Source organism: Pedobacter suwonensis (assembly GCF_007833675.1).
GTDB lineage: Bacteria > Bacteroidota > Bacteroidia > Sphingobacteriales > Sphingobacteriaceae > Pedobacter > Pedobacter suwonensis.
On the sequence record NZ_CP031708.1, the window covers coordinates 2,285,643 to 2,305,966 of the forward strand.

Consider the following 20,324-nt stretch of genomic DNA (forward strand, 5'->3'; position numbering starts at 1 on the left):
ACCAATAGCCATCATAGAGGTGGCTATTTTGTTTTTGATACCTGCCCATTCAACATCACTTTTTTACCGGTCTTAGCCGAAATTTTTGCGGCCTCTAAAATGCGTACTACAATTAAATTATTCTCCAGAGACGAAAGATCATTATGAGGCTTGATTTCTCCTTTTAAAACTGCAGAAAGATAGTTCAGGTGGTTAGCATAAGCAGGTGCTAAAGTTTTGGGCTGATAGATTTCATAACCTTCTTTATTGCTTTGCCTTGCCCTGATGTTTTTCTCATTAATGGCTTGCATATATCCCTTTTCGCCGAATATTTCCATATCTTTTATACTAAACGGCCAGTTCCATGAGGCTTCAATAATCCCTGTAGCATTTGAGTACTCCAATAAAATAGTTGCATCATCATCTACCTTAGGGTACATCTCTTTCTTAATTTGACGGGTGATGGCTGTAACCGAAATTGGGGCTTTGCCATCCATTAACCAAGTCATTAAATTAGCACCATAACAGCCAAAATCAACCAGTGCCCCTGCTCCATTTTTATCAGGGTCGGTCAACCATTCCAAAAATTCTTTACTTACGCCGATTTCTTTCGGTCCCTGGTGTCCATCATGTACAATCATTTTTCTGATTGCGCCTATGGTATTACTTTCTTTTACATTTTTGTAAACCTCTTGATTGCTCGGATACCAGGTGGTTTCGTAATTGGTTAGTATATGTACTTTATGCCGTTCAGCCAGTTCTGCCATTCGCACGGCCTCTTTAACCGATATTGCCAAAGGTTTTTCTACCATAACCGATATGCCAAGCGGAGCGGCAGCCTCTACAACGGCTAAATGATCGCTGATGGCATTATAGGCCAGCACCACATCAGGTTTCTTTTTCTTTAACAGATCAGGAAGGTTATTATAAAATATACTGTCAGGTATTTTATAGCGGGTTCTAAACCGGCTAACCAGTACAGAATTACTTTCTGCAATACCAACCACGTTAACTTCGCCCTTTTCGTAGCTGTTCATAATCAGATAAACATGATCATGGTTTAAGCCAGCTATAGCTACATTTAATTTTTGCTGTGCCTTGGTACTCATAAAAAAGAGTAAGAAGACCAAAACCAGAGTATTGAACCGACAAAAATATTTTATTTGATGATGAACTGTTTTCATGCTGTTTTCTAAATTGTTGTTTACAAATTATAAATTTATAAAAGGCTTACGGCTAACACTTAAAAATATTACAAAGTGAAGGATCGGACTCATTAACCAATGCTACTTTAAACCTTATATTCATTATCAAAAACATGACGCAGAATAAAACTACAGAAAACGATTTAAGTGTTACCGATTTTCTGAATACGGTAACAGATGAAACGAAACGGAAGGATTGTTTTAATCTTTCGAATATTATCGCTGAAACAACAGGTTTTAAAGCGAAAATGTGGGGAACGGCTATTATTGGCTTTGGCAGCTACCATTACAAATATGAAAGCGGCAGAGCAGGTGACGCTCCGCTGGTTGGGTTTTCGCCACGGAAAGATGCAATAGCGCTATACTTATCATCAGGGTTTGAAAAACGTGACGAACTATTGGCTAAATTCGGAAAACACAAGACCGCCAAAGCTTGCATATACGTAAAACAATTAAGCGACATTGACGTGGAGATACTAAAAGAAATGGTCACCAATTCTGTGGCAAGGATTAAAAGTTTATACCCTTGAAATTAAAAATGTAAGGTGGAGATGGGATTAATAGCCAACCCGCTCTTAATAAAGTATCCAGTTAAATCGCTGATTTCGGTTAATACGTTGATTGCTTTGGGGACATTCTCTGTTTGATTATCAAAAAAAATTACCATCTCCAAGAACGCTGTCAAATTCGGATAAATAGCGAAATATGCCTCACTAAGAAGTTACGCAGCAATAAGTGAAATTTTACAATATTTGATCATTCCTTATTTCGAATAAAAAACCGGAAATGATTAAAAAACTAAGCTTTTATTTATGGATAGCAGGCACTTGCATTTCGCTTAATTCTGCCGCGCAAGATGCAGTGAGCTACCAAACTCCACCAAAAGAAATTGCAGATTTATTGCTGGCTAAACCAACTCCTGGCGTAAGCATAGATGGCAAAGCTGAATGGATCTTATTCAGCGAGCGTAATTCCTATCCTTCGGTAGCAGAATTGGCCATGCCCGAATACAGAATTGCTGGTTTAAGATTAAACCCGAATAATTACTCGCCCAGCAGACAAACCTATATCAACAATTTCAGTCTCAAAAAAATAAAATCAAATCAAAATTTTCAGGTAACCGGCTTGCCAAACCCATTGTACGCTGGCAACATTAGCTGGAATCCATCCGAAAATAAGATTGCTTTTACACATACAACGCAAAAGGGAGTAGATCTTTACATCATTGATCTGGCTACAAAAAAAGCGACTAAAATCAATAAGGCTTTTTTAAACGTTATTTTAGGGAGTGGTATCACCTGGTTAAATGATCAAACCGTTGTTTACCGTACGGTAACTAAACCTGCCAGTGCTGCACCTACAAAACCATTAATGCCTAAAGGGCCTACCATCCAACAAAATTTAGGAAAAGCTGCACCCAGCGCTACTTTTCAGGACCTGATTAAATCACCGTTTGATGAACAGCTGTTCGAATTTTTTGCCACCTCGCAATTGGTCAAAAATACAGCTGGAGTAGAAACGCCTATCGGTAAATCAGCTATTTATGGCTCGGTAAGCTTATCGCCGGATAAGAACTATATGCTGGTCGAAACCATCCGCAAACCATTTTCTTATCTGGTTTCGGCATTTGGTTTTCCATCAACTGTTTCCATCACCGATTTAAAAGGCAAAACGGTTAAGGTAATCGCCGAGTTACCGTCATCAGAGGGCACGCCATCTGGTTATGATAATACACAAAACGTGCCCCGCGGTTTCGACTGGAGGGATGATGAACCGGCTACACTGGTTTGGAGCAAGCCGCTGGATAGTGGTCTAATCAAAAAAAATGTTCCCTATCATGATGCAGTTTATGCGTTAAGTGCACCTTTTACCGGAACCGAGAAAGAATTGTTTAAAACGCAGACCCGTTACCGTGGTGTACAGTGGGGCGATGCCAACCTTGCGCTTATTATGGAAGGCCTGCGCAGCAAGCAAACCACTAAAGTAAGCCGTTATAATCCTACAACAGGGACGGTAGAAGAACTGTACAACCGTAACCAAACCGATGCATACGGTAACCCAGGTTCTCCGGTTACGATCAAAAATAAATACGGCCGGCAGGTAATCAAAACGGTTGATAATGGCACGAAACTGTTAATGAACAATGTGGTGGGTTCATCCGAAAAAGGGGATTTGCCATTCCTGGCTAAATTCGACTTAGCTACTAAAAAGAGCGAAATTATCTGGCGCAGCGCTGAAGGAACGTTTGAATACGTAAGTGATGTCATCAACCCTGATAAACTAGTTTTAATTACCCGTAAAGAAAGCCAGAAATTAGTCCCTAATTATTTCATCAAAAACCTGTTGCTTCGTATTGCCGACCAGCCTGTTACTAATTTCACTAACCCTTATCCTTCTTTAGAAGGCATCAGCAAACAAAAAATTTCTTATAAACGGGCCGACGGAGTGGATTTAACCGGCGATTTGTATTTACCAAAAGGATACAATAAAGATAAAGATGGTCCGCTGCCAACTTTGATCTGGGCTTACCCACGCGAGTTTAATTCTGCTGCTGATGCTGCACAGATCCGCGGATCGAAAGATAAATTCACCGCCATTAGCTGGGCGTCCCCTATTTTCTGGGTAACCCGCGGATATGCAGTTTTAGATAATGCCGAAATGCCAATTGTGGCCAAAGACGGTAAAAAACCGAACGATACCTTTGTAGATCAACTACAGTTAAATGCTGAAGCCGCCATTAATAAACTGGCTGATTTAGGTGTTGGTGATAAAAAACGTATGGCTGTTGGTGGCCACAGTTATGGTGCATTTATGACTGCAAACCTACTGGCGCACACCAATCTTTTTGCCGCAGGTATTGCCCGTAGCGGAGCATACAACCGTACGCTTACCCCATTTGGTTTTCAGAACGAAGAACGTACGTATTGGCAGGCCCCTCAGTTATATTACGAAATGAGTCCGTTTAGCTATGCTGATAAAATCAAAACACCATTGTTACTAATCCATGGTGACACTGACGATAATCCGGGTACTTTCCCCATTAATAGCGAACGCTTGTTCAACGCCATTAAAGGTGCAGGAGGCACAACCCGTTTTGTATTTTTACCCTACGAAGCACATAGTTACCGTGGCAAAGAAAACTTGTTGCACATGTTGTGGGAGCAAGACCAGTGGTTAGAAAAATATGTGAAGAACAAAAAATAATCTTTCTCTACCTTTGTCAATCAAAGTGCCCCTATATGGGGCATTTTTTGTTTATCATGCTTCTATGTGGTGTCAGATATTTCTATTTGACACTGATTACATTCTGAAATCCAATATTTCAGCGGCCATCTGTCAGCTGGTAACAGTTGACAGCACATTCATGTGGTGTCAGATATTTCTATCTGACACTGATCACATCATGAAATCCAATATTTCAGCGTCCATCTGTCAGCTGGTAACAGCTGACAGCACACTCACTCTACGCCCATTTTTGCTTTGCGCTACACGCTTTGCCACTTGCTCTCCGCCCTATGCCATTTCACAGCAAAACCTTACATTTATACAATAAAATTGAACATTCCCACTACTAATTTGTTAAGCCATTATGGACTACATAGACTATTATAAAATCCTCGATCTAAAAAAAGATGCGACAACAGAGGATATTAAAAAAGCTTATAGAAAATTAGCCCGAAAACACCATCCGGACCTCAATCCCAATAATGAGGAAGCGAATAAAAAGTTTCAGCAAATTAATGAGGCTAACGAAGTTTTAAGCGATCCGGAAAAAAGAAAGAAATACGATAAATATGGTAAAGATTGGCAGCATGCCGATCAGTTGGATGCCCAGCAACAGCAACAGAGGCAATACCAATCACAAGGACAGGCTTATGGTGGCAACAGCTATTCTGGCGGTTTTGGTGGTGAAGACTTTTCTGATTTCTTTTCTTCCATGTTTGGCGGCGGCGGTGGCAGAAGCAGCAGAAATTCGCCATTTAAAGGCCAGGATTACAGTGCCGATTTAAAGTTGAACCTGCTTGATGCCTATACCACACATAAACAAACCTTAACAGTAAATGGCAAACAGGTACGTATTACCATTCCGGCGGGTGTAGAAAACGGGCAAAAGATCAAACTTCCGGGTTATGGTGCCCCAGGTGTTAATAACGGCCCTCCGGGTGATCTGTATATCAAATTCAATATTAGCGATGATCCCAAATTTAAACGGAAAGGCAATGACATTTACATTCAGGAAGAAATAGATCTATATACAGCCATTTTAGGTGGTGAAAAAATTGTAGAAACCTTAAATGGCAAAGTTAAACTTAAAGTACCGGCAGGCACACAACCCGATACCACTTTAAGGTTGAAAGGCAAAGGCTTCCCGGTTTACAAAAAAGATAACCAGTTTGGCGATCTGTATATTAAATGGCAGGTTAAGATACCAACCAATTTAAATGCTGAACAAAAAGAATTATTCGAAAAACTTTCCAAATTCTAACCATTATGGAAACTTATCTAATACCAGTAGAAGATATCTGCGCTTATCATCATGTAGAAATTAACTTTATCCATTCTCTGGAAGATTTTGGACTGATCCAGACAACTGTAAAAAAGCAATCTGTCTTTTTGCCCGTTGATGAACTGAGTAAACTGGAGCAGTACCTCCGTTTGGCAAACGATCTTCAGATTAATTTAGAAGGGATTCATGCCGTCTCGCATCTGCTCAATCAATTGCAAAATATGCAACAGGAAATAACAGTGCTTCAGAACGAATTAAATTATTACAGGCAGCTTAACCATCAACAATAAACAACAATTTAGGCAGCATTCTCGATTAGAGTGCTGAATAAAAAACATAACCTTTCTAAGATATGTTTACTAAATTGCCAGTCTAATTTTAAAAAATGAGCGATCTTTCTTCAAAATTCATCGAAAAAATAAAATCATCTTATGCTCCTTCGGGCTCGTACATTTATTTAGGCGCCGGAATTTTAGATGGACAGGTTTATAGCGAAGCCGAAGTTAATTTGTCATTAAAAATGATGAATAGACACGGTCTGATTGCCGGGGCAACCGGAACCGGCAAAACGCGAACACTACAGTTATTGGCAGAGCAACTGTCTGACGCTGGTGTACCGGTTTTTATGTTGGATGTTAAGGGCGATTTATCAGGTTTAAACCAATCCGGTTCAGTTAATCCTAAAATAGAAGAAAGGGCACAACAGCTCAATAAAACTTTTTCGCCAACAGGTTTCCCTGTCGAGATTTACTCCCTTTCAGGCAAAATGGGTGCGCAGATGCGTGCAACCGTACTGGAATTTGGACCTACACTTTTATCAAAGATTTTAGATTTGAACGATACACAGACAGGTGTTTTAGCCGTTATCTTCAAATATGCTGATGATCATAAACTACCGATAATCGATTTAAATGATCTAAAAAAACTGGTATCCTACCTTTCAGAAGGCGCAGGCGCTGCAGAAATTAAAAGCAGTTATGGCAGTATCTCCAGTGCTACCGCTGGTACCATGCTGAGAAAAATAGTGGCAATTGAACAACAGGGCTTAGGTGGTATGTTTGGCGAAAAATCCTTTGATCCCGGAGATCTTTTCGAACGGATTGATGGCAAAGGAGCCATCAGTTTATTGAACATTTCTGATGTTCAGAACCAGCCTGTATTATACTCTACCTTTTTATTAAGCTTATTGGCCGAATTATTCAATACCATGCCCGAAGTTGGCGATTTAGACAAACCAAAGCTGGTATTCTTTTTTGATGAAGCCCATTTATTGTTCAAAAATTCTTCTAAAGCATTTCTTGAGCAGATTGAAACCATTATCAGGTTAATCCGTTCTAAAGGCATTGGTGTTTTCTTTTGTACGCAGGCACCTACGGATGTTCCGGAAAGCGTTTTAGGCCAGCTAGGCAACCGTGTACAGCATGCACTGAGGGCCTTTACCCCAAATGATGTAGATGCCCTAAAAAAGACGGTTAACACTTATCCAAAGTCGGATTTTTACCAGATTGACCAAATGTTAACCTCATTAGGTACGGGACAAGCGTTGGTGACCGTATTAGATGAGAAAGGCATCCCGACCGAAGTAGCGGCAACGCTGCTTACCCCGCCAAGGGCGTTGATGGGACCACTTACGGCTGCCGATTTCGATCAGCTCGTACGTTCCAGCCCAATGTACGCCAAATATAAAGATCCTATTGATCCTGAAAGTGCATACGACATTTTAACTAAACGTATTAATGAACAAACTGCAGCAGCAGAAAAAGAGAAACAGGAAGCTGAAGCGCAAAAAGAAAGCAAACCAAAACCTGGGGAAAAGAGTTTAGTAGAACAGGTAATGGGTGCTACCATAACCCGACAGATTGGTAAAGAAATTGTCCGTGGTATATTTGGCATGCTTACCGGTAAAAAAACACGTTCAAAAACCGGTGGCGGATTTTTTGGATTTTAAAAAACTTATTACACAACAAATTGCTCAAATAACTAATTTCGCAGGTTGAAACTGATGGTGTATTAATTATCCCATATTAAGGTTTCCACCCATAAATAAAATAATAAACAATAAATGAAACCCACCCTATTGATATTGGCAGCTGGTATGGCCAGCCGTTATGGAAGCATGAAACAGATTGATGGTTTTGGTCCCAATGGCGAAACGATTATCGATTATTCAATATACGATGCAATAAATGCCGGTTTTGGTAAAATTGTATTCATCATTAAAGAAGAGTTTTTAGATAACTTTAAAGCCATTTTTGACCCCAAACTTGCCGGAAAAATTGAGGTAGATTACGTTTTCCAAAATTTCGATTTGAAACAGTTTGGTATAGAAGAAGAAATTTATAGAGAAAAGCCATGGGGTACTGCGCACGCAATCTTATCGGGCAGAAAAGTAGTTAAAGAGCCATTCTGCGTAATTAACGCTGACGATTATTATGGTTTCGATGCCTTTAAAAAAATGGTTGATTTCTTAACTACAGAAGTAACGGACAGCAACTACTCCATCATCGGTTATCAGATCGGAAAAACTTTATCTGAATTTGGTGCAGTTTCGCGCGGTGTGTGTAAGGTAGATGCGGCGGGCAATCTTGAGGAAATTGTAGAACGTACTAAGGTTTATCCCAAAGATGGCAAGATTTTTTATGAAGAAAATGGAGAAGAATTCCCTTTAGCATACGAAACACCGGTTTCAATGAACTTTTGGGGCTTTACACCAGCTGTTTTTAAAATTACAGAAGAAATGTTTAAAGCGTTTGCAGCAGCCAATAAAGACAAACCTAAAGCAGAATTTTTCATTCCGTTAATCGGCGAAACTTTAGTTAAAAACAATACCGCAACCTTTAAAGTAATACCTACTTCGAACAAATGGTTCGGCGTAACTTATAAAGAGGATAAACCTTATGTTCAGGATAGTATTAACCAATTGGTTAATAACGGAACATACCCGGAAAAACTGTGGGATTAAATTCAGATTCCGAAGCTATACAAGCTTAGGTGTATATCTAAAGAAAATGCCTCAGGTTTTAAAAGCCTGAGGCATTTAAATAAAATAACATAGAAACAAGTCCTCCTCGAGAAGCAGATAGCAGTATTTTTTAGACTTAATTCAATTGGTTTTTACATCTTGCGATAATTCCAAATGGATTAAATCAACAACTCATTCTGTCAAGATTGCAAATCTTGCCTAACATGATAGCAATGGCAACCCCGTTAATTTAGCTCGATTCGTCATGCTGAATTTATTTCAGCATCTTTTTAGCATGAAAGACCCTGAAATGAATTCAGGGTGACGACTTTGAATTGAAAATATCTTACAGGGGCCTTTAAAACTGGATTTTCAATCGAATTCAGTTCTATAAGCCATATGAGAACATAGAAGTTAAACAAACGCCATTGATACCAAAAAAGCGTTCCTGAACTTAATCAGGAACGCTTTTATTTTATGCTCCCAAGACTAACGACTCGGGACTTCAGACTCAAGACTATTTCTTATCGTCTTCTTTTACTTCTTCAAAATCAACGTCAGTAACGTTATCGCCACCTTGAGCTTGTCCTTCAGCTTGTGGTTGTTCACCACCCTGAGGCTGCTCGCCAGCTTTGTACATTTCTTCTGATGCCACGTTCCAGGCAGCTTGTAATTCAGCCGAAGCTGCATCAATATCTGCAAAGTTACGTGATGAGTGCGCTGCTTTCAATTTCTCTAAACCAGCTTCAATTGGCGCTTTTTTATCAGCAGATAATTTATCACCAAACTCTTTCAATTGTTTCTCAGTAGAGAAAATTAAAGCATCAGCACCGTTAATTTTATCAGCCTCTTCTTTTTGCTTCGCATCATCTGCAGCATTAGCTTCAGCTTCTTCTTTCATTTTTTTGATCTCAGCATCAGTTAAACCAGAAGATGCTTCGATACGGATTTTTTGCTCTTTACCAGTAGCTTTATCTTTTGCACTTACGTGTAAGATACCGTTGGCATCAATATCAAATGATACTTCTACCTGAGGCACACCACGAGGTGCTGGTGGAATACCATCTAAAATGAAACGGCCAATTGTACGGTTTTGAGCAGCCATCGGACGCTCACCTTGTAAAATGTGGATTTCTACTGAAGGCTGGTTATCAGCTGCAGTGGAGAAAGTTTCCGATTTTTTAGTTGGGATTGTTGTATTAGACTCAATTAATTTAGTCATTACACCACCCATAGTCTCAATACCTAATGATAAAGGAGTAACGTCTAATAACAATACATCTTTAACATCACCAGTTAATACACCACCTTGAATAGCAGCACCGATTGCTACAACCTCATCAGGGTTAACACCTTTACTTGGCTCTTTACCGAAGAAAGCTTTAACCGCTTCCTGAATAGCAGGAATACGTGTAGAACCACCTACCAGGATAATTTCGTCGATATCGCCTGTACTTAAACCAGCATTTTTCAAAGCAGATTTACAAGGGTCGATAGTACGTTTGATTAAGCTATCAGCCAATTGCTCAAACTTAGCACGGGATAAGGTACGTACCAAGTGTTTAGGACCGCTGGCGTCAGCAGTAATATACGGTAAGTTAATTTCAGTAGAAGTAGTGCTTGACAACTCAATTTTAGCTTTTTCAGCAGCTTCTTTTAAACGTTGTAACGCCATTGGATCTTTAGAAAGGTCCATGCTGTTTTCTGATTTAAATTCCTGAGTTAACCAATCGATAATGATGTGGTCAAAGTCATCACCACCTAAGTGAGTATCACCATCAGTAGATTTTACTTCGAAAACGCCATCACCCAATTCCAATACAGACACGTCATGAGTACCACCACCACAGTCAAACACCACAATTTTCATGTCTTTGTGTGCTTTATCCAAGCCATAAGCTAAAGCAGCTGCAGTTGGCTCGTTAATGATACGTTTTACAGATAAACCTGCAATCTCACCAGCTTCTTTAGTCGCCTGGCGCTGTGCATCATTAAAATAAGCAGGTACTGTAATTACTGCTTCTGTAACTTCTTGTCCTAAGAAATCTTCAGCAGTTTTTTTCATTTTCTGCAAAATCATTGCAGAAATCTCTTGTGGAGTGTATTTTCTGTCGTCGATTTCAACACGTGGAGTGTTGTTATCACCTTTTACTACTTTATAAGGTACGCGTCCAGCCTCTTTCGCACTTTCGTCGTAGCTGCTACCCATAAAGCGTTTAATTGAATATATCGTTTTTGTTGGGTTGGTTATAGCCTGACGTTTAGCAGGCTCGCCAACTTTACGCTCACCGTTTTCTGCAAAAGCAACAATAGACGGTGTAGTACGTTTACCCTCACTGTTTGCGATAACTACAGGCTCATTGCCCTCCATTACGCTCACGCAAGAGTTTGTTGTTCCTAAGTCTATTCCAATAATTTTTCCCATTGTATTTTTATTTTCTCTTTTTAAAGTATTATAATTTCTACTGCTATTAAACAATGCTTGTGCCAATTGGTTTTTGGCAGATAATATGGACAAAAGACTGATAAAATGTAAAAAACGATCCTATTCGATACTGACAGCATGACAGAAAACGATGGAAGATGCGGGATGGAAGATGGATGTAAGGGAGGATAAGGACCAAAGGTGAAAGCAGAAAAACTAAAGCTTAAATAGAAGATATTTCAAGTGATTTGAAAATGAGCGTTCGAATCTCGTCGGGAGCACCTGCCCCGCTAACCGCTTTACTCCGTTGCACTACGTGTTCGCTATTATCGGGTTTATTGAACAGCGTTTTTGCGCTTCGGTCATAAAAACACAGCTGAAATAGTAAGTGATCATATAAAAGCCCTCAAAGTTTTATATCTTTAAATTACAAATCAATCGGTACACTCATTTAAATCTGTGTAATCACCTAAAATCCTTTTAATCAGCAAAAAAATGCAAATAGCAGCTCAAATCGTAATTGGCTTAGTCGCCTTCATCCACGTTTATATTCTTTGGTTAGAAATGTTTGCGTGGACAACCAAAGCACCACAGGTATTTAAAACCATTCCTAAAGACTTATTCGTACCAACAAAAACGTTGGCTGCTAATCAGGGTTTATATAATGGCTTTTTAGCAGCGGGTTTAATCTGGTCGTTATGCATAAATGATCATCAATGGAAAATGTACGTAGCTATATTTTTTCTATGCTGCGTAATTATTGCGGGTATTTATGGTGCCGCAACGGCGAGCAAGAAAATTTTGTATGTGCAATCAATCCCGGCATTGGTGGCCTTGATTTTATTGCACCTGTAATCAGAGCCATCCATTGGTTGGTGCCACACCAACCAAACAAATATTCGTTGTACATTAACCCGATATGCAAAAGTCAGCCTTTCTCCTGGTCTTATTTATATTTTTTGGGTTTAAACCTGTTGCAAATAAAATAAGTGAAGATAGAATTAATGAAGCATTAACTTTCTGCCAGAAAAACGACATGGATACTTCTACAGCGATTATGATAGATATGAGTATCCATTCAGGCAAAAACAGGATTTTTGTTTACGATTTTAAACAGAAGAAAATTACCATCGAAGGCTTATGTGCCCATGGGGTTGGAGGAGGCAGTACGCCAATAAAACCTGTATTTAGTAATAAGGAGGGTAGTTATTGCACATCGTTAGGAAAATATAAAGTTAAAGGCCGATCCTATAGCAACTGGGGAATCCATGTACACTATAAAATGTATGGCCTTGAAAAAACAAACAGCAATGCCTTTGAACGGCTTGTAGTTTTACATTCTTATACACCAGTTCCCAATCATGAAATCTATCCACAAACCTTATTCGGACAAAGTGCTGGCTGCCCTGTCCTATCGGATGCAACCATGTCAAAGATTGATGCATTGCTCAAAGCAAAGAAAAAGCCCATATTGCTTTGGATTTATGTTTAGCGGTCAATTTAGCAAGGCGATCGTCACCCTGAACTTGTTTCGGGGTCTTAGCGTAAAGGATTCTGAAACAAGTTCAGAATGACGATAAGCTCAATAGGTAAATTTGCATGGTAATTTAGCCATGCCTTTGCGTTTCCTTGAGAAAAACTTAGCATTCTTAGGGGTTACTATAACTCCAGCAAGCGTTCCAAATGGTGATAACCGATCCCAAAGTATTCTTTACTCGCTTTAATTTTCCTTAAAACTTCCGCTTTCCGCTCTGCGCTTAGCGCTTTGCCCTTCACCCCAACCACAAGCACATTTTTAGGCGTATGCGCATCAGAAATAAATTCAAATACCTTCGTTTTATAGCCAAAATATTCTAAAATCAGCGCACGTATGCCATCAGTAACCATTTCTGCCTGACGCTCTAAAAAAATACCGTATTTGGTCAAAAAAGAAACATCATTCTTCACTTTGTGTTGTTCAATTTCCTTTCGGATCTGTTTATGGCAACAGGGTGCAACCACAATCAGTTCGGCATTGGCTTTAATTCCTTTATAAATGGCATCGTCTGTTGCGGTATCACAGGCATGTAATGCAATTAAGAGGTTTACATCCTCTGCGTAATAATCTTCAATAGTGCCTTGTACAAAATTCAATTTATTGAAAGCAGATTTTACCGCAACCTGGTTACATAAGTCAACCATATCCTGCCTATACTCTACTCCAATCACCTCGCTTTCTAATTTCAAAACAGAATGTAAATAATCATACAGCGCAAAGGTTAAATAACCTTTACCAGAGCCCATATCAGCAACTTTTTTAATGGCTCCTTCCGGCAGCTCTTTTATCAGCGCGCTTAAAATTTCTATATAATGATTAATCTGCCTGAATTTATCCTGTGCATTTTTAAAAACCTTACCTTCTGCATCGGTAATCTTTAATTCAGCTAAGTATGATTTTGAATCCGGTTTGATCAACCTGGCTTTTTCTTTGTCATGACTGGCAGACGGCACTCCCACACTCGAAGCTTTACCTTTACGTAATACCAATTTTCCATTGTTCAGCTCTTCCAAGATCAGGTCGTTTTCGGTGGTAAACAGGGTAGCTATTTTAAATCCGGTCGTCAGGTAACCCTTAATTAAATCAATAGCCTCATCGATAGCATAGTTTTTTACCACGTCGCGTGTTTTGTAACGATAGGTAACAGCCAGTTTATCTTCACGCTTGATGATCACCTTACGGATCAGCAATTGTTTTAAGGCTTCCTCTTCCCCTTTATAGTTCCCTAAAGAAATTTTCACAAAACTTTCTTCTTCTAAGCTGGCTTTTAAAGCGGCAATAAATGAGTTGATATTTGCTAACACTTAAATGGATTTGAGATGCAAAGATAATCAAGTTTATCCGGAGCTGAACACATAATGAACAATGTAACAATAGAGCGAACATATTAAAAAGATGGAAGAGGCAAATGTAATATGGACTGTTATCTTCGACCATAAAATCGTTAATATTGATTTAAATAAAACGAATCACATAATACGATTTAGGAACAAGCCACAACACCATTATCTATATTGATTCCAAAGTAGCGGAACACTTTTTTTTCAAAAAATTAAACTTTAGATTAGGGTATTTAAATAGCAAATCACAATACATGAGTGACTTTCAGATAAAAAAATCGCCAACCGTGTACGATGCCATTATTGTTGGGTCAGGTGCAGGTGGCGGGATGGCGGCCTATGTGCTGGCGCATGCCGGTCAAAAGGTTTTAATGCTCGAGGCTGGTCAAAATTTTGATCCGCGATTAGATTCACATCAATTAAAATGGCCATGGGAATCACCACGTCGTGGTGCAGGAACCGTTCGTCCATTTGGTGATTTTGATGCATCATATGGTGGTTGGGAATTAGAAGGCGAGCCTTATACCCAAAAGAACAAAAGTGAATTCGAATGGTTCCGTTCGCGTATGCTCGGTGGCCGTACCAACCACTGGGGCAGGATTTCTTTACGGATGGGTCCCGACGATTTTAAGCCTAAAGATGGGTTAACTGATGCATGGCCGATAACCTATGCTGATGTAAAACCCTTTTATGATAAAGTTGACCGAATGATCGGTATTTATGGAACAGCAGAAGGCTTAGAAAATGAACCTGACGGCATTTTTATGAAACCGCCTAAGCCAAGGTTAAACGAACTTTTTATCAAAAAAGGAGCAGAAAAAGCCGGTGTCAGGGTAATTACCGGTCGCGGGTCTGTATTAACAGAAGCTTTACCCAACAACAATGATCGCGCACCTTGTTTTTACTGTGGGCAGTGTGGCAGAAGCTGTAAAGTTTACGGCGATTTTTCATCCTCATCATGCTTGGTAAACCCAGCGGTAAAAACCGGAAACCTGACCGTGATTACCGATGCAATGGTACGTGAAGTGATTACGGATAAGGATGGGACCGCAAAAGGTGTTTCTTATGTAAACCGTAAGGATTTACAGGAATATCAGGTAAATGGCAAACTGGTTATTTTAGGTGCGAGCGCCTGTGAGTCAGCCCGTATATTATTGAATTCCAAATCAACTTCACACCCAAATGGCCTGGCCAATAGCAGTGGCGTAGTGGGTAAATACCTGCACGATTCTACAGGGGCTAGTGTTTCAGGCTTTTTGCCGCAGTTAATGGATCGGAAACGTTATAATGAAGATGGAGTAGGAAGTGTACACATTTATTCGCCATGGTGGTTGGATAATCGTAAACTTAACTTCCCACGTGGTTATCACATTGAATATTGGGGAGGAATGGGCATGCCTGCATATGGTTTTGGTGGCGGTGTGGCTCAAATGAATGGCATGGTACCTGGCAGAGATGGTAAAATGAAAGAAGCCGGAGGTTACGGAAAATCATTAAAAGATGATTATCGCAGGTTTTATGGCACTGGTGTTGGAATGGCCGGCCGTGGTACCGCAATTGCCAGAGAAAGCAACTACTGCGAAATAGACCCCAATACGGTAGATAAATATGGAATTCCGGTTTTAAGGTTTAACTACAAATGGGATAAAGATGAAATTCTACAGGCAAAACACATGCAGGAAACCTTTCTTTCAATTATGAAGGAAATGGGTGCAGTGGTAACCTCCGAAATCCAGGGTGCAGATACCAATTATGGTTTACTCAATCCCGGAAAAATCATCCACGAGGTAGGTACCATACGCATGGGCGATGATCCTAAAAAATCGGCACTGAACAAATATTGCCAGGCCCATGATTGTAAAAATTTGTTTGTGGTAGATGCCGGACCGTTTGTACAGCAAGGTGATAAAAATGCCACCTGGACCATCTTAGCACTATCTATGCGTACAGCAGAATATATTTTAGCTCAAAAGAAAAAACAGAACATTTAAGCCTTACCATATGAACAGACGTGATTCACTAAAAGCACTAGGTTTAACCGCCATTAGTACTACTGTATTGCTTGAGGCTTGTAAACAGCCCGAAGCAAAAACAGACGTTGCTGCACCTGAGGAAAGTACGAAAGAAGCAGGCAGGGAACAATGGGAGTTGGACCGTGATAAAAATCTGAAATCAGAGACTTTTTTCACTAAACATGAAATGGCTACAATCACCGTTCTGGCCGATATCATTATTCCCAAAGATGAAGTTTCGGGCAGCGCTTCTGATGCCAAAGTACCGGAGTTTATCGAATTTATCGTAAAAGATATTCCTGAACATAAAACACCTATGCGTGGCGGCCTGAAATGGCTGGATGTGTACAGCTTTAATAAATTTCAAAAACCTTTTATTGAAGCCTCTGCAGATCAGCAGATCTCTATTGTTGATGAAATTGCCTACCCTAAAAAAGCCAGGCCAGAAATGCAGGCAGGCGTAACCTTTTTCAACAGAATGAGAAATTTAACGGCCTCCGGTTTTTACACAACGGAGATGGGCGTAAAAGACATTGGTTATGTAGGCAATGCACCAAACCAATGGGCTGGTGTTCCTGCCGATGTACTCAAACAGTATGGGATGGAGAATGTAAAGATTTGAATTAAAGGAGCGAATAGATCGCTCCTTTTTATTTTGTATGCAGATCTAAATATAATAACTGCTTAAATTTCTTCTTTGAATTAACCGGTAGTTTCAGATTACCGCGTTCAGAAATTACGATAGTATAATTGAAAGTTAGTTCTTGTCCTGAAGCTAACGCGATACTGCCGGTAGTAAAATCCGAAAGCATCGAACTCCCTTTAACATTAATCTGAAAACCCTCGCTTTCCTCATTTGACCAACCATTTACAAAATTATTATTGTTGCTATTAGGCTGATCATCCAATCTTAAATAAAGTCCGCGCCACTCATTGCCTACCCAAAAGGCTGGTTTTATCTTCGAATAATTACGTAAATTCCATTTTACCGTATCTGGACGTATATTGCTCTTTTGACCTAATCCACCAAGATATTTCGAATTGGCAACATTGAAAGGAATATGAAAATTGATATTATTAAATTTGACCTGAGCGCCCGAAACAAGCACTTTAAACCGAATAACACCATTCGCATAGGCCTTGCCAAAAACATCCTGCTTCAGGCCCTCAGTTATACTTTGCGCCCACCAGGTAACAGAGTCTTTTCCGACAGTTAAGAACCTGAATGCAGTTGGAGAAAATTTAAGTTGTTTTTTCGCATCAATATAATAATGAAAATGAATAGGCTCATAAAGTATTTGATGGAGTTTAGCGGTACTATCAGTCAAATAACCTGCGCCACCTACTTGTTTTAAAAAACCATCTGCATTGATTTCTATTTTATGTCCTCTGAGCAATAAGGCCTGACCAGTAACTGTAATAGAATTATAACTGTTAGAATCCTGCGCATAAACGGACGATAAACAAGTAAAGAAAATAAGTATTAGGCTGGAAAATAGCTTCATAAGTGTTACTAAAATTTTAACTCAAGATAACAAAAAAAAGTCTTGCTCTTTCGAACAAGACTTTAATATCCTTAAGTTGAATAAAATTATTCTCCTTTTGGTTCTTCAGTAGCAGGAGCTTCTTCAGCAGGAGCAACTTCTTCAGCAGTTTCAGCTTTTGCTTCAGCAGCTTTAGGCGCAGCAGCTTTACTTCTACCACGACGAGTTGTTTTCTTCTCTTCTTTAACCTCTACATCTTTACCGTAAACTGTATTGTAATCTACCAATTCAATTAAAGCCATCTCGGCGTTATCACCCTGACGATTGTTTAATTTAATGATACGAGTATAACCTCCTGGACGGTTAGCTACTTTCTCAGCCACTTCGCGGAACAAAATAGTGATTACTTCCTTATCTTGTAGATAAGAGAAAACTGTACGACGTGAGTGAGTAGTATCATTTTTCGCTTTCGTGATTAATGGCTCAACATAAGTACGTAAAGCTTTAGCCTTTGCTAAAGTTGTAGTAATTCTTTTTGCTTTAATTAGTGATGTAGCCATGTTAGCTAACATCGCTTTTCTGTGGCTGTCGGTTCTACCTAAGTGGTTTACTTTTTTACCGTGTCTCATTGTTTTTTAATTAAGTGTATACCGTCTCTGTCTCAGAGGGAATTATACACTGTGAACTAATAGTTAATTCAACGCTTTGCGCTAAGCGCATGGCGCCATGCGTATTATTCTTCGTCTAATTTAAATTTAGACAGGTTCATACCAAATGATAAACCTTTTGATTTTACTAACTCCTGGATCTCAGTTAAAGATTTCTTACCGAAGTTTCTGAATTTCAACATATCAGCAACGTCATAAGAAACTAAATCAGCCAAAGTACGGATATCAGCAGCTTTTAAGCAGTTTAATGCCCTAACTGAAAGATCCATATCTACCAATTCAGTTTTAAGGATTTTACGCATGTGTAAAATTTCCTCGTCAACTTCTTTGGTTTCTTCTTTTGCCTGAGATTCTAATACCAAATTCTCATCTGAGAATAACATAAAGTGTTGGATAAGAATCTTAGCCGCTTCTTTTAATGCTTCTTCCGGATGAATTGAACCGTCAGTAGAGATATCTAAAACCAATTTTTCATAATCCGTTTTTTGCTCAACACGAAAGTTTTCGATCGTGTATTTTACATTTTTCATCGGAGTATATATAGAATCGATTGCGATTACACCTACAACAGCATCAGCAACTTTATTTTCTTCAGCAGGTACATAACCACGTCCTTTATTGATGGTTAATTCCACCTCCAAAGTAACAGATTTATCCATATTGCAAATAACATGCTCAGGGTTTAAAACTGTAAAGTTGTTAGAGAATTTAGTGATATCACCAGCTTTAAACTGATCTTGGCCATTAACGATGATGAAAACTTTTTCAGAATCACCTGAATCACCTGTTTTCTTAAAACGAACTTGTTTTAAGTTTAAGATGATATCAGTTAAATCTTCTACAACACCTTTTATGGTAGAAAACTCGTGAGAAACGCCTGAAAAACGAATAGTAGTAATAGCATAACCTTCTAATGAAGAAAGTAAAATTCTTCTTAAGGCATTACCAATTGTTACACCGAAACCGGGCTCTAAAGGACGAAATTCAAATGTGCCATCGAAATCGGTTGATTTCTGCATGATCACTTTGTCTGGTTTCTGAAATGCTAAAATTGCCATTTATATTTTTTTAAATTCGTTATTGAATATATAGTAACATGAAAAAAGTTAATTACCCTTTTGAGGTAATTAACTAGCTCATTGATTACTTTGAGTACAACTCGATGATTAAGTTTTCCTTGATGTTTTCAGGAATTTCATCACGTTGAGGGTAGGTTAAGAATTTACCAGTTAATTCACTGGCGTTCCACTCTAACCATGCGAACTTATTAATTGTTCTGCCTGCAACTGAGTTACTAATTGATTCTAAAGATTTAGATTTTTCACGAACAGCGACCACATCACCAGCTTTTAACTGATATGAAGGAATATTTACAACTTCACCATTCACGGTTACGTGTTTATGGCTAACTAACTGGCGTGCACCAGAACGGGTTGTTGAAATACCTAAACGGTAAACTGTATTATCTAAACGTGCTTCTAACAATTGAAGTAAGTTATCACCGGTGATACCTGCACGTGAAGATGCTTTTTTAAACAAGTTACTGAATTGTTTTTCTAATACACCGTAAGTGTATTTTACTTTTTGTTTCTCCATTAACTGGATAGCATATTCAGATTGTTTTCCTCTTCTTTTTGAAACGCCATGTTGGCCGGGAGGATAATTTTTTCTGTCTAACACTTTATCAGGACCGAAAATTGGTTCTCTGAATTTACGTGCGATTTTTGATTTTGGGCCTGTATATCTTGCCATTTTTTTCTGTTTTTAAAGTATCATCCAACCTGTAGCTGGAGATTCTTAGCTTTAAAATTAATTAAACTCTTCTCTTTTTAGGAGGACGACATCCGTTGTGAGGAAGTGGAGTAATATCTTTGATAGATGTTACTTCAAGACCTGCTACCTGTAAAGTTCTGATTGCAGATTCGCGACCTGAACCCGGACCTTTTACAAATACTTCAACTTTACGTAAACCTAAATCAAACGCAACCTTACCGCAATCTGAAGCGGCTTGACCAGCTGCATAAGGCGTGTTCTTTTTAGAACCTTTAAAGCCCATTTTACCTGCAGAAGACCATGAAATAGTCTGTCCGTTGTTGTTTGTTAAGGTAACGATGATGTTGTTAAAAGTAGCATTGATATGCGCCTGACCAACAGGCTCGATTACAACGATACGTTTTTTTGTTACTTTTTTACTTTTAGCCATTT

18 protein-coding genes are annotated in these 20,324 nt (G+C 39.1%); 10 read left to right on the top strand and 8 right to left on the bottom strand.

The window, feature by feature from the left end; genetic code table 11:
• Positions 1-23: 23 nt before the first annotated feature.
• On the bottom strand, positions 24-1,088 hold the full coding sequence (locus tag DV942_RS09155; RefSeq protein WP_244950867.1) for a Gfo/Idh/MocA family protein: 1,065 nt from the start codon (positions 1,086-1,088) through the stop codon (positions 24-26).
• Between the two features lie 209 nt (positions 1,089-1,297).
• Between DV942_RS09155 and DV942_RS09160 the strand changes: the two genes are divergently transcribed.
• The 6 genes from DV942_RS09160 to DV942_RS09185 all read left to right on the top strand — a co-directional run bounded on the left by DV942_RS09160 (position 1,298) and on the right by DV942_RS09185 (position 8,653).
• Positions 1,298-1,714 (top strand): DUF1801 domain-containing protein, encoded by a 417-nt coding sequence (locus tag DV942_RS09160; RefSeq protein WP_145856999.1) that lies wholly within the window; start codon positions 1,298-1,300, stop codon positions 1,712-1,714.
• Between the two features lie 256 nt (positions 1,715-1,970).
• A complete protein-coding gene (locus tag DV942_RS09165; protein WP_145857001.1) occupies positions 1,971-4,388 on the top strand; it encodes an alpha/beta hydrolase family protein in 2,418 nt (805 codons plus the stop codon).
• Between the two features lie 385 nt (positions 4,389-4,773).
• A complete protein-coding gene (locus tag DV942_RS09170) occupies positions 4,774-5,670 on the top strand; it encodes a DnaJ C-terminal domain-containing protein (protein WP_145857003.1) in 897 nt (298 codons plus the stop codon).
• 5 nt (positions 5,671-5,675) lie between these two features.
• On the top strand, positions 5,676-5,981 hold the full coding sequence (locus DV942_RS09175; protein ID WP_145857006.1) for a chaperone modulator CbpM: 306 nt from the start codon (positions 5,676-5,678) through the stop codon (positions 5,979-5,981).
• A gap of 95 nt (positions 5,982-6,076) precedes the next feature.
• Positions 6,077-7,639: a helicase HerA-like domain-containing protein gene (locus tag DV942_RS09180; protein ID WP_145857008.1), complete on the top strand. Its 1,563-nt coding sequence runs from the start codon at positions 6,077-6,079 to the stop codon at positions 7,637-7,639.
• A gap of 114 nt (positions 7,640-7,753) precedes the next feature.
• Complete coding sequence (locus DV942_RS09185; RefSeq protein WP_145857010.1) at positions 7,754-8,653, top strand: nucleotidyltransferase family protein; 900 nt, start codon at positions 7,754-7,756, stop codon at positions 8,651-8,653.
• A gap of 517 nt (positions 8,654-9,170) precedes the next feature.
• Here the strand turns inward: DV942_RS09185 and dnaK are convergent.
• Positions 9,171-11,078 (bottom strand): molecular chaperone DnaK, encoded by a 1,908-nt coding sequence (gene dnaK, locus DV942_RS09190; protein ID WP_090984225.1) that lies wholly within the window; start codon positions 11,076-11,078, stop codon positions 9,171-9,173.
• 495 nt (positions 11,079-11,573) lie between these two features.
• On the opposite strand from dnaK, the gene DV942_RS09195 reads away from it, so the two are divergent.
• Complete coding sequence (locus DV942_RS09195; RefSeq protein WP_090984017.1) at positions 11,574-11,933, top strand: DUF1304 domain-containing protein; 360 nt, start codon at positions 11,574-11,576, stop codon at positions 11,931-11,933.
• Between the two features lie 64 nt (positions 11,934-11,997).
• Entirely contained in the window at positions 11,998-12,570 is a 573-nt protein-coding gene (locus tag DV942_RS09200) for a murein L,D-transpeptidase catalytic domain-containing protein (protein WP_145857012.1), read from the top strand.
• Positions 12,571-12,737: 167 nt separating this feature from the next.
• On the opposite strand, the gene DV942_RS09205 is transcribed toward DV942_RS09200, so the two are convergent.
• Positions 12,738-13,919 carry a class I SAM-dependent methyltransferase gene (locus DV942_RS09205; protein WP_145857014.1) on the bottom strand — a complete coding sequence of 394 codons (1,182 nt, stop codon included), beginning with the start codon at positions 13,917-13,919 and terminating at the stop codon, positions 12,738-12,740.
• 290 nt (positions 13,920-14,209) lie between these two features.
• Between DV942_RS09205 and DV942_RS09210 the strand changes: the two genes are divergently transcribed.
• Complete coding sequence (locus DV942_RS09210; protein ID WP_090984023.1) at positions 14,210-15,946, top strand: GMC family oxidoreductase; 1,737 nt, start codon at positions 14,210-14,212, stop codon at positions 15,944-15,946.
• Positions 15,947-15,956: 10 nt separating this feature from the next.
• A complete protein-coding gene (locus DV942_RS09215; protein ID WP_145857017.1) occupies positions 15,957-16,589 on the top strand; it encodes a gluconate 2-dehydrogenase subunit 3 family protein in 633 nt (210 codons plus the stop codon).
• A gap of 28 nt (positions 16,590-16,617) precedes the next feature.
• Here DV942_RS09215 and DV942_RS09220 read toward each other — a convergent pair whose 3' ends face one another.
• The 5 genes from DV942_RS09220 to rpsK form a co-directional block, all read right to left on the bottom strand.
• Positions 16,618-17,472 (bottom strand): glycoside hydrolase domain-containing protein, encoded by an 855-nt coding sequence (locus DV942_RS09220; RefSeq protein WP_145857019.1) that lies wholly within the window; start codon positions 17,470-17,472, stop codon positions 16,618-16,620.
• Positions 17,473-17,558: 86 nt separating this feature from the next.
• Positions 17,559-18,080 (bottom strand): 50S ribosomal protein L17, encoded by a 522-nt coding sequence (rplQ, locus tag DV942_RS09225; RefSeq protein ID WP_090984029.1) that lies wholly within the window; start codon positions 18,078-18,080, stop codon positions 17,559-17,561.
• A 104-nt stretch (positions 18,081-18,184) separates the two neighbouring features.
• A complete protein-coding gene (locus tag DV942_RS09230) occupies positions 18,185-19,177 on the bottom strand; it encodes a DNA-directed RNA polymerase subunit alpha (protein WP_090984031.1) in 993 nt (330 codons plus the stop codon).
• A gap of 85 nt (positions 19,178-19,262) precedes the next feature.
• Positions 19,263-19,871, bottom strand: coding sequence for a 30S ribosomal protein S4 (rpsD, locus tag DV942_RS09235; RefSeq protein ID WP_090984033.1), 609 nt, complete (start codon positions 19,869-19,871; stop codon positions 19,263-19,265).
• Positions 19,872-19,932: 61 nt separating this feature from the next.
• Positions 19,933-20,322 carry a 30S ribosomal protein S11 gene (gene rpsK, locus DV942_RS09240; protein ID WP_039475175.1) on the bottom strand — a complete coding sequence of 130 codons (390 nt, stop codon included), beginning with the start codon at positions 20,320-20,322 and terminating at the stop codon, positions 19,933-19,935.
• Positions 20,323-20,324 lie beyond the last annotated feature (2 nt).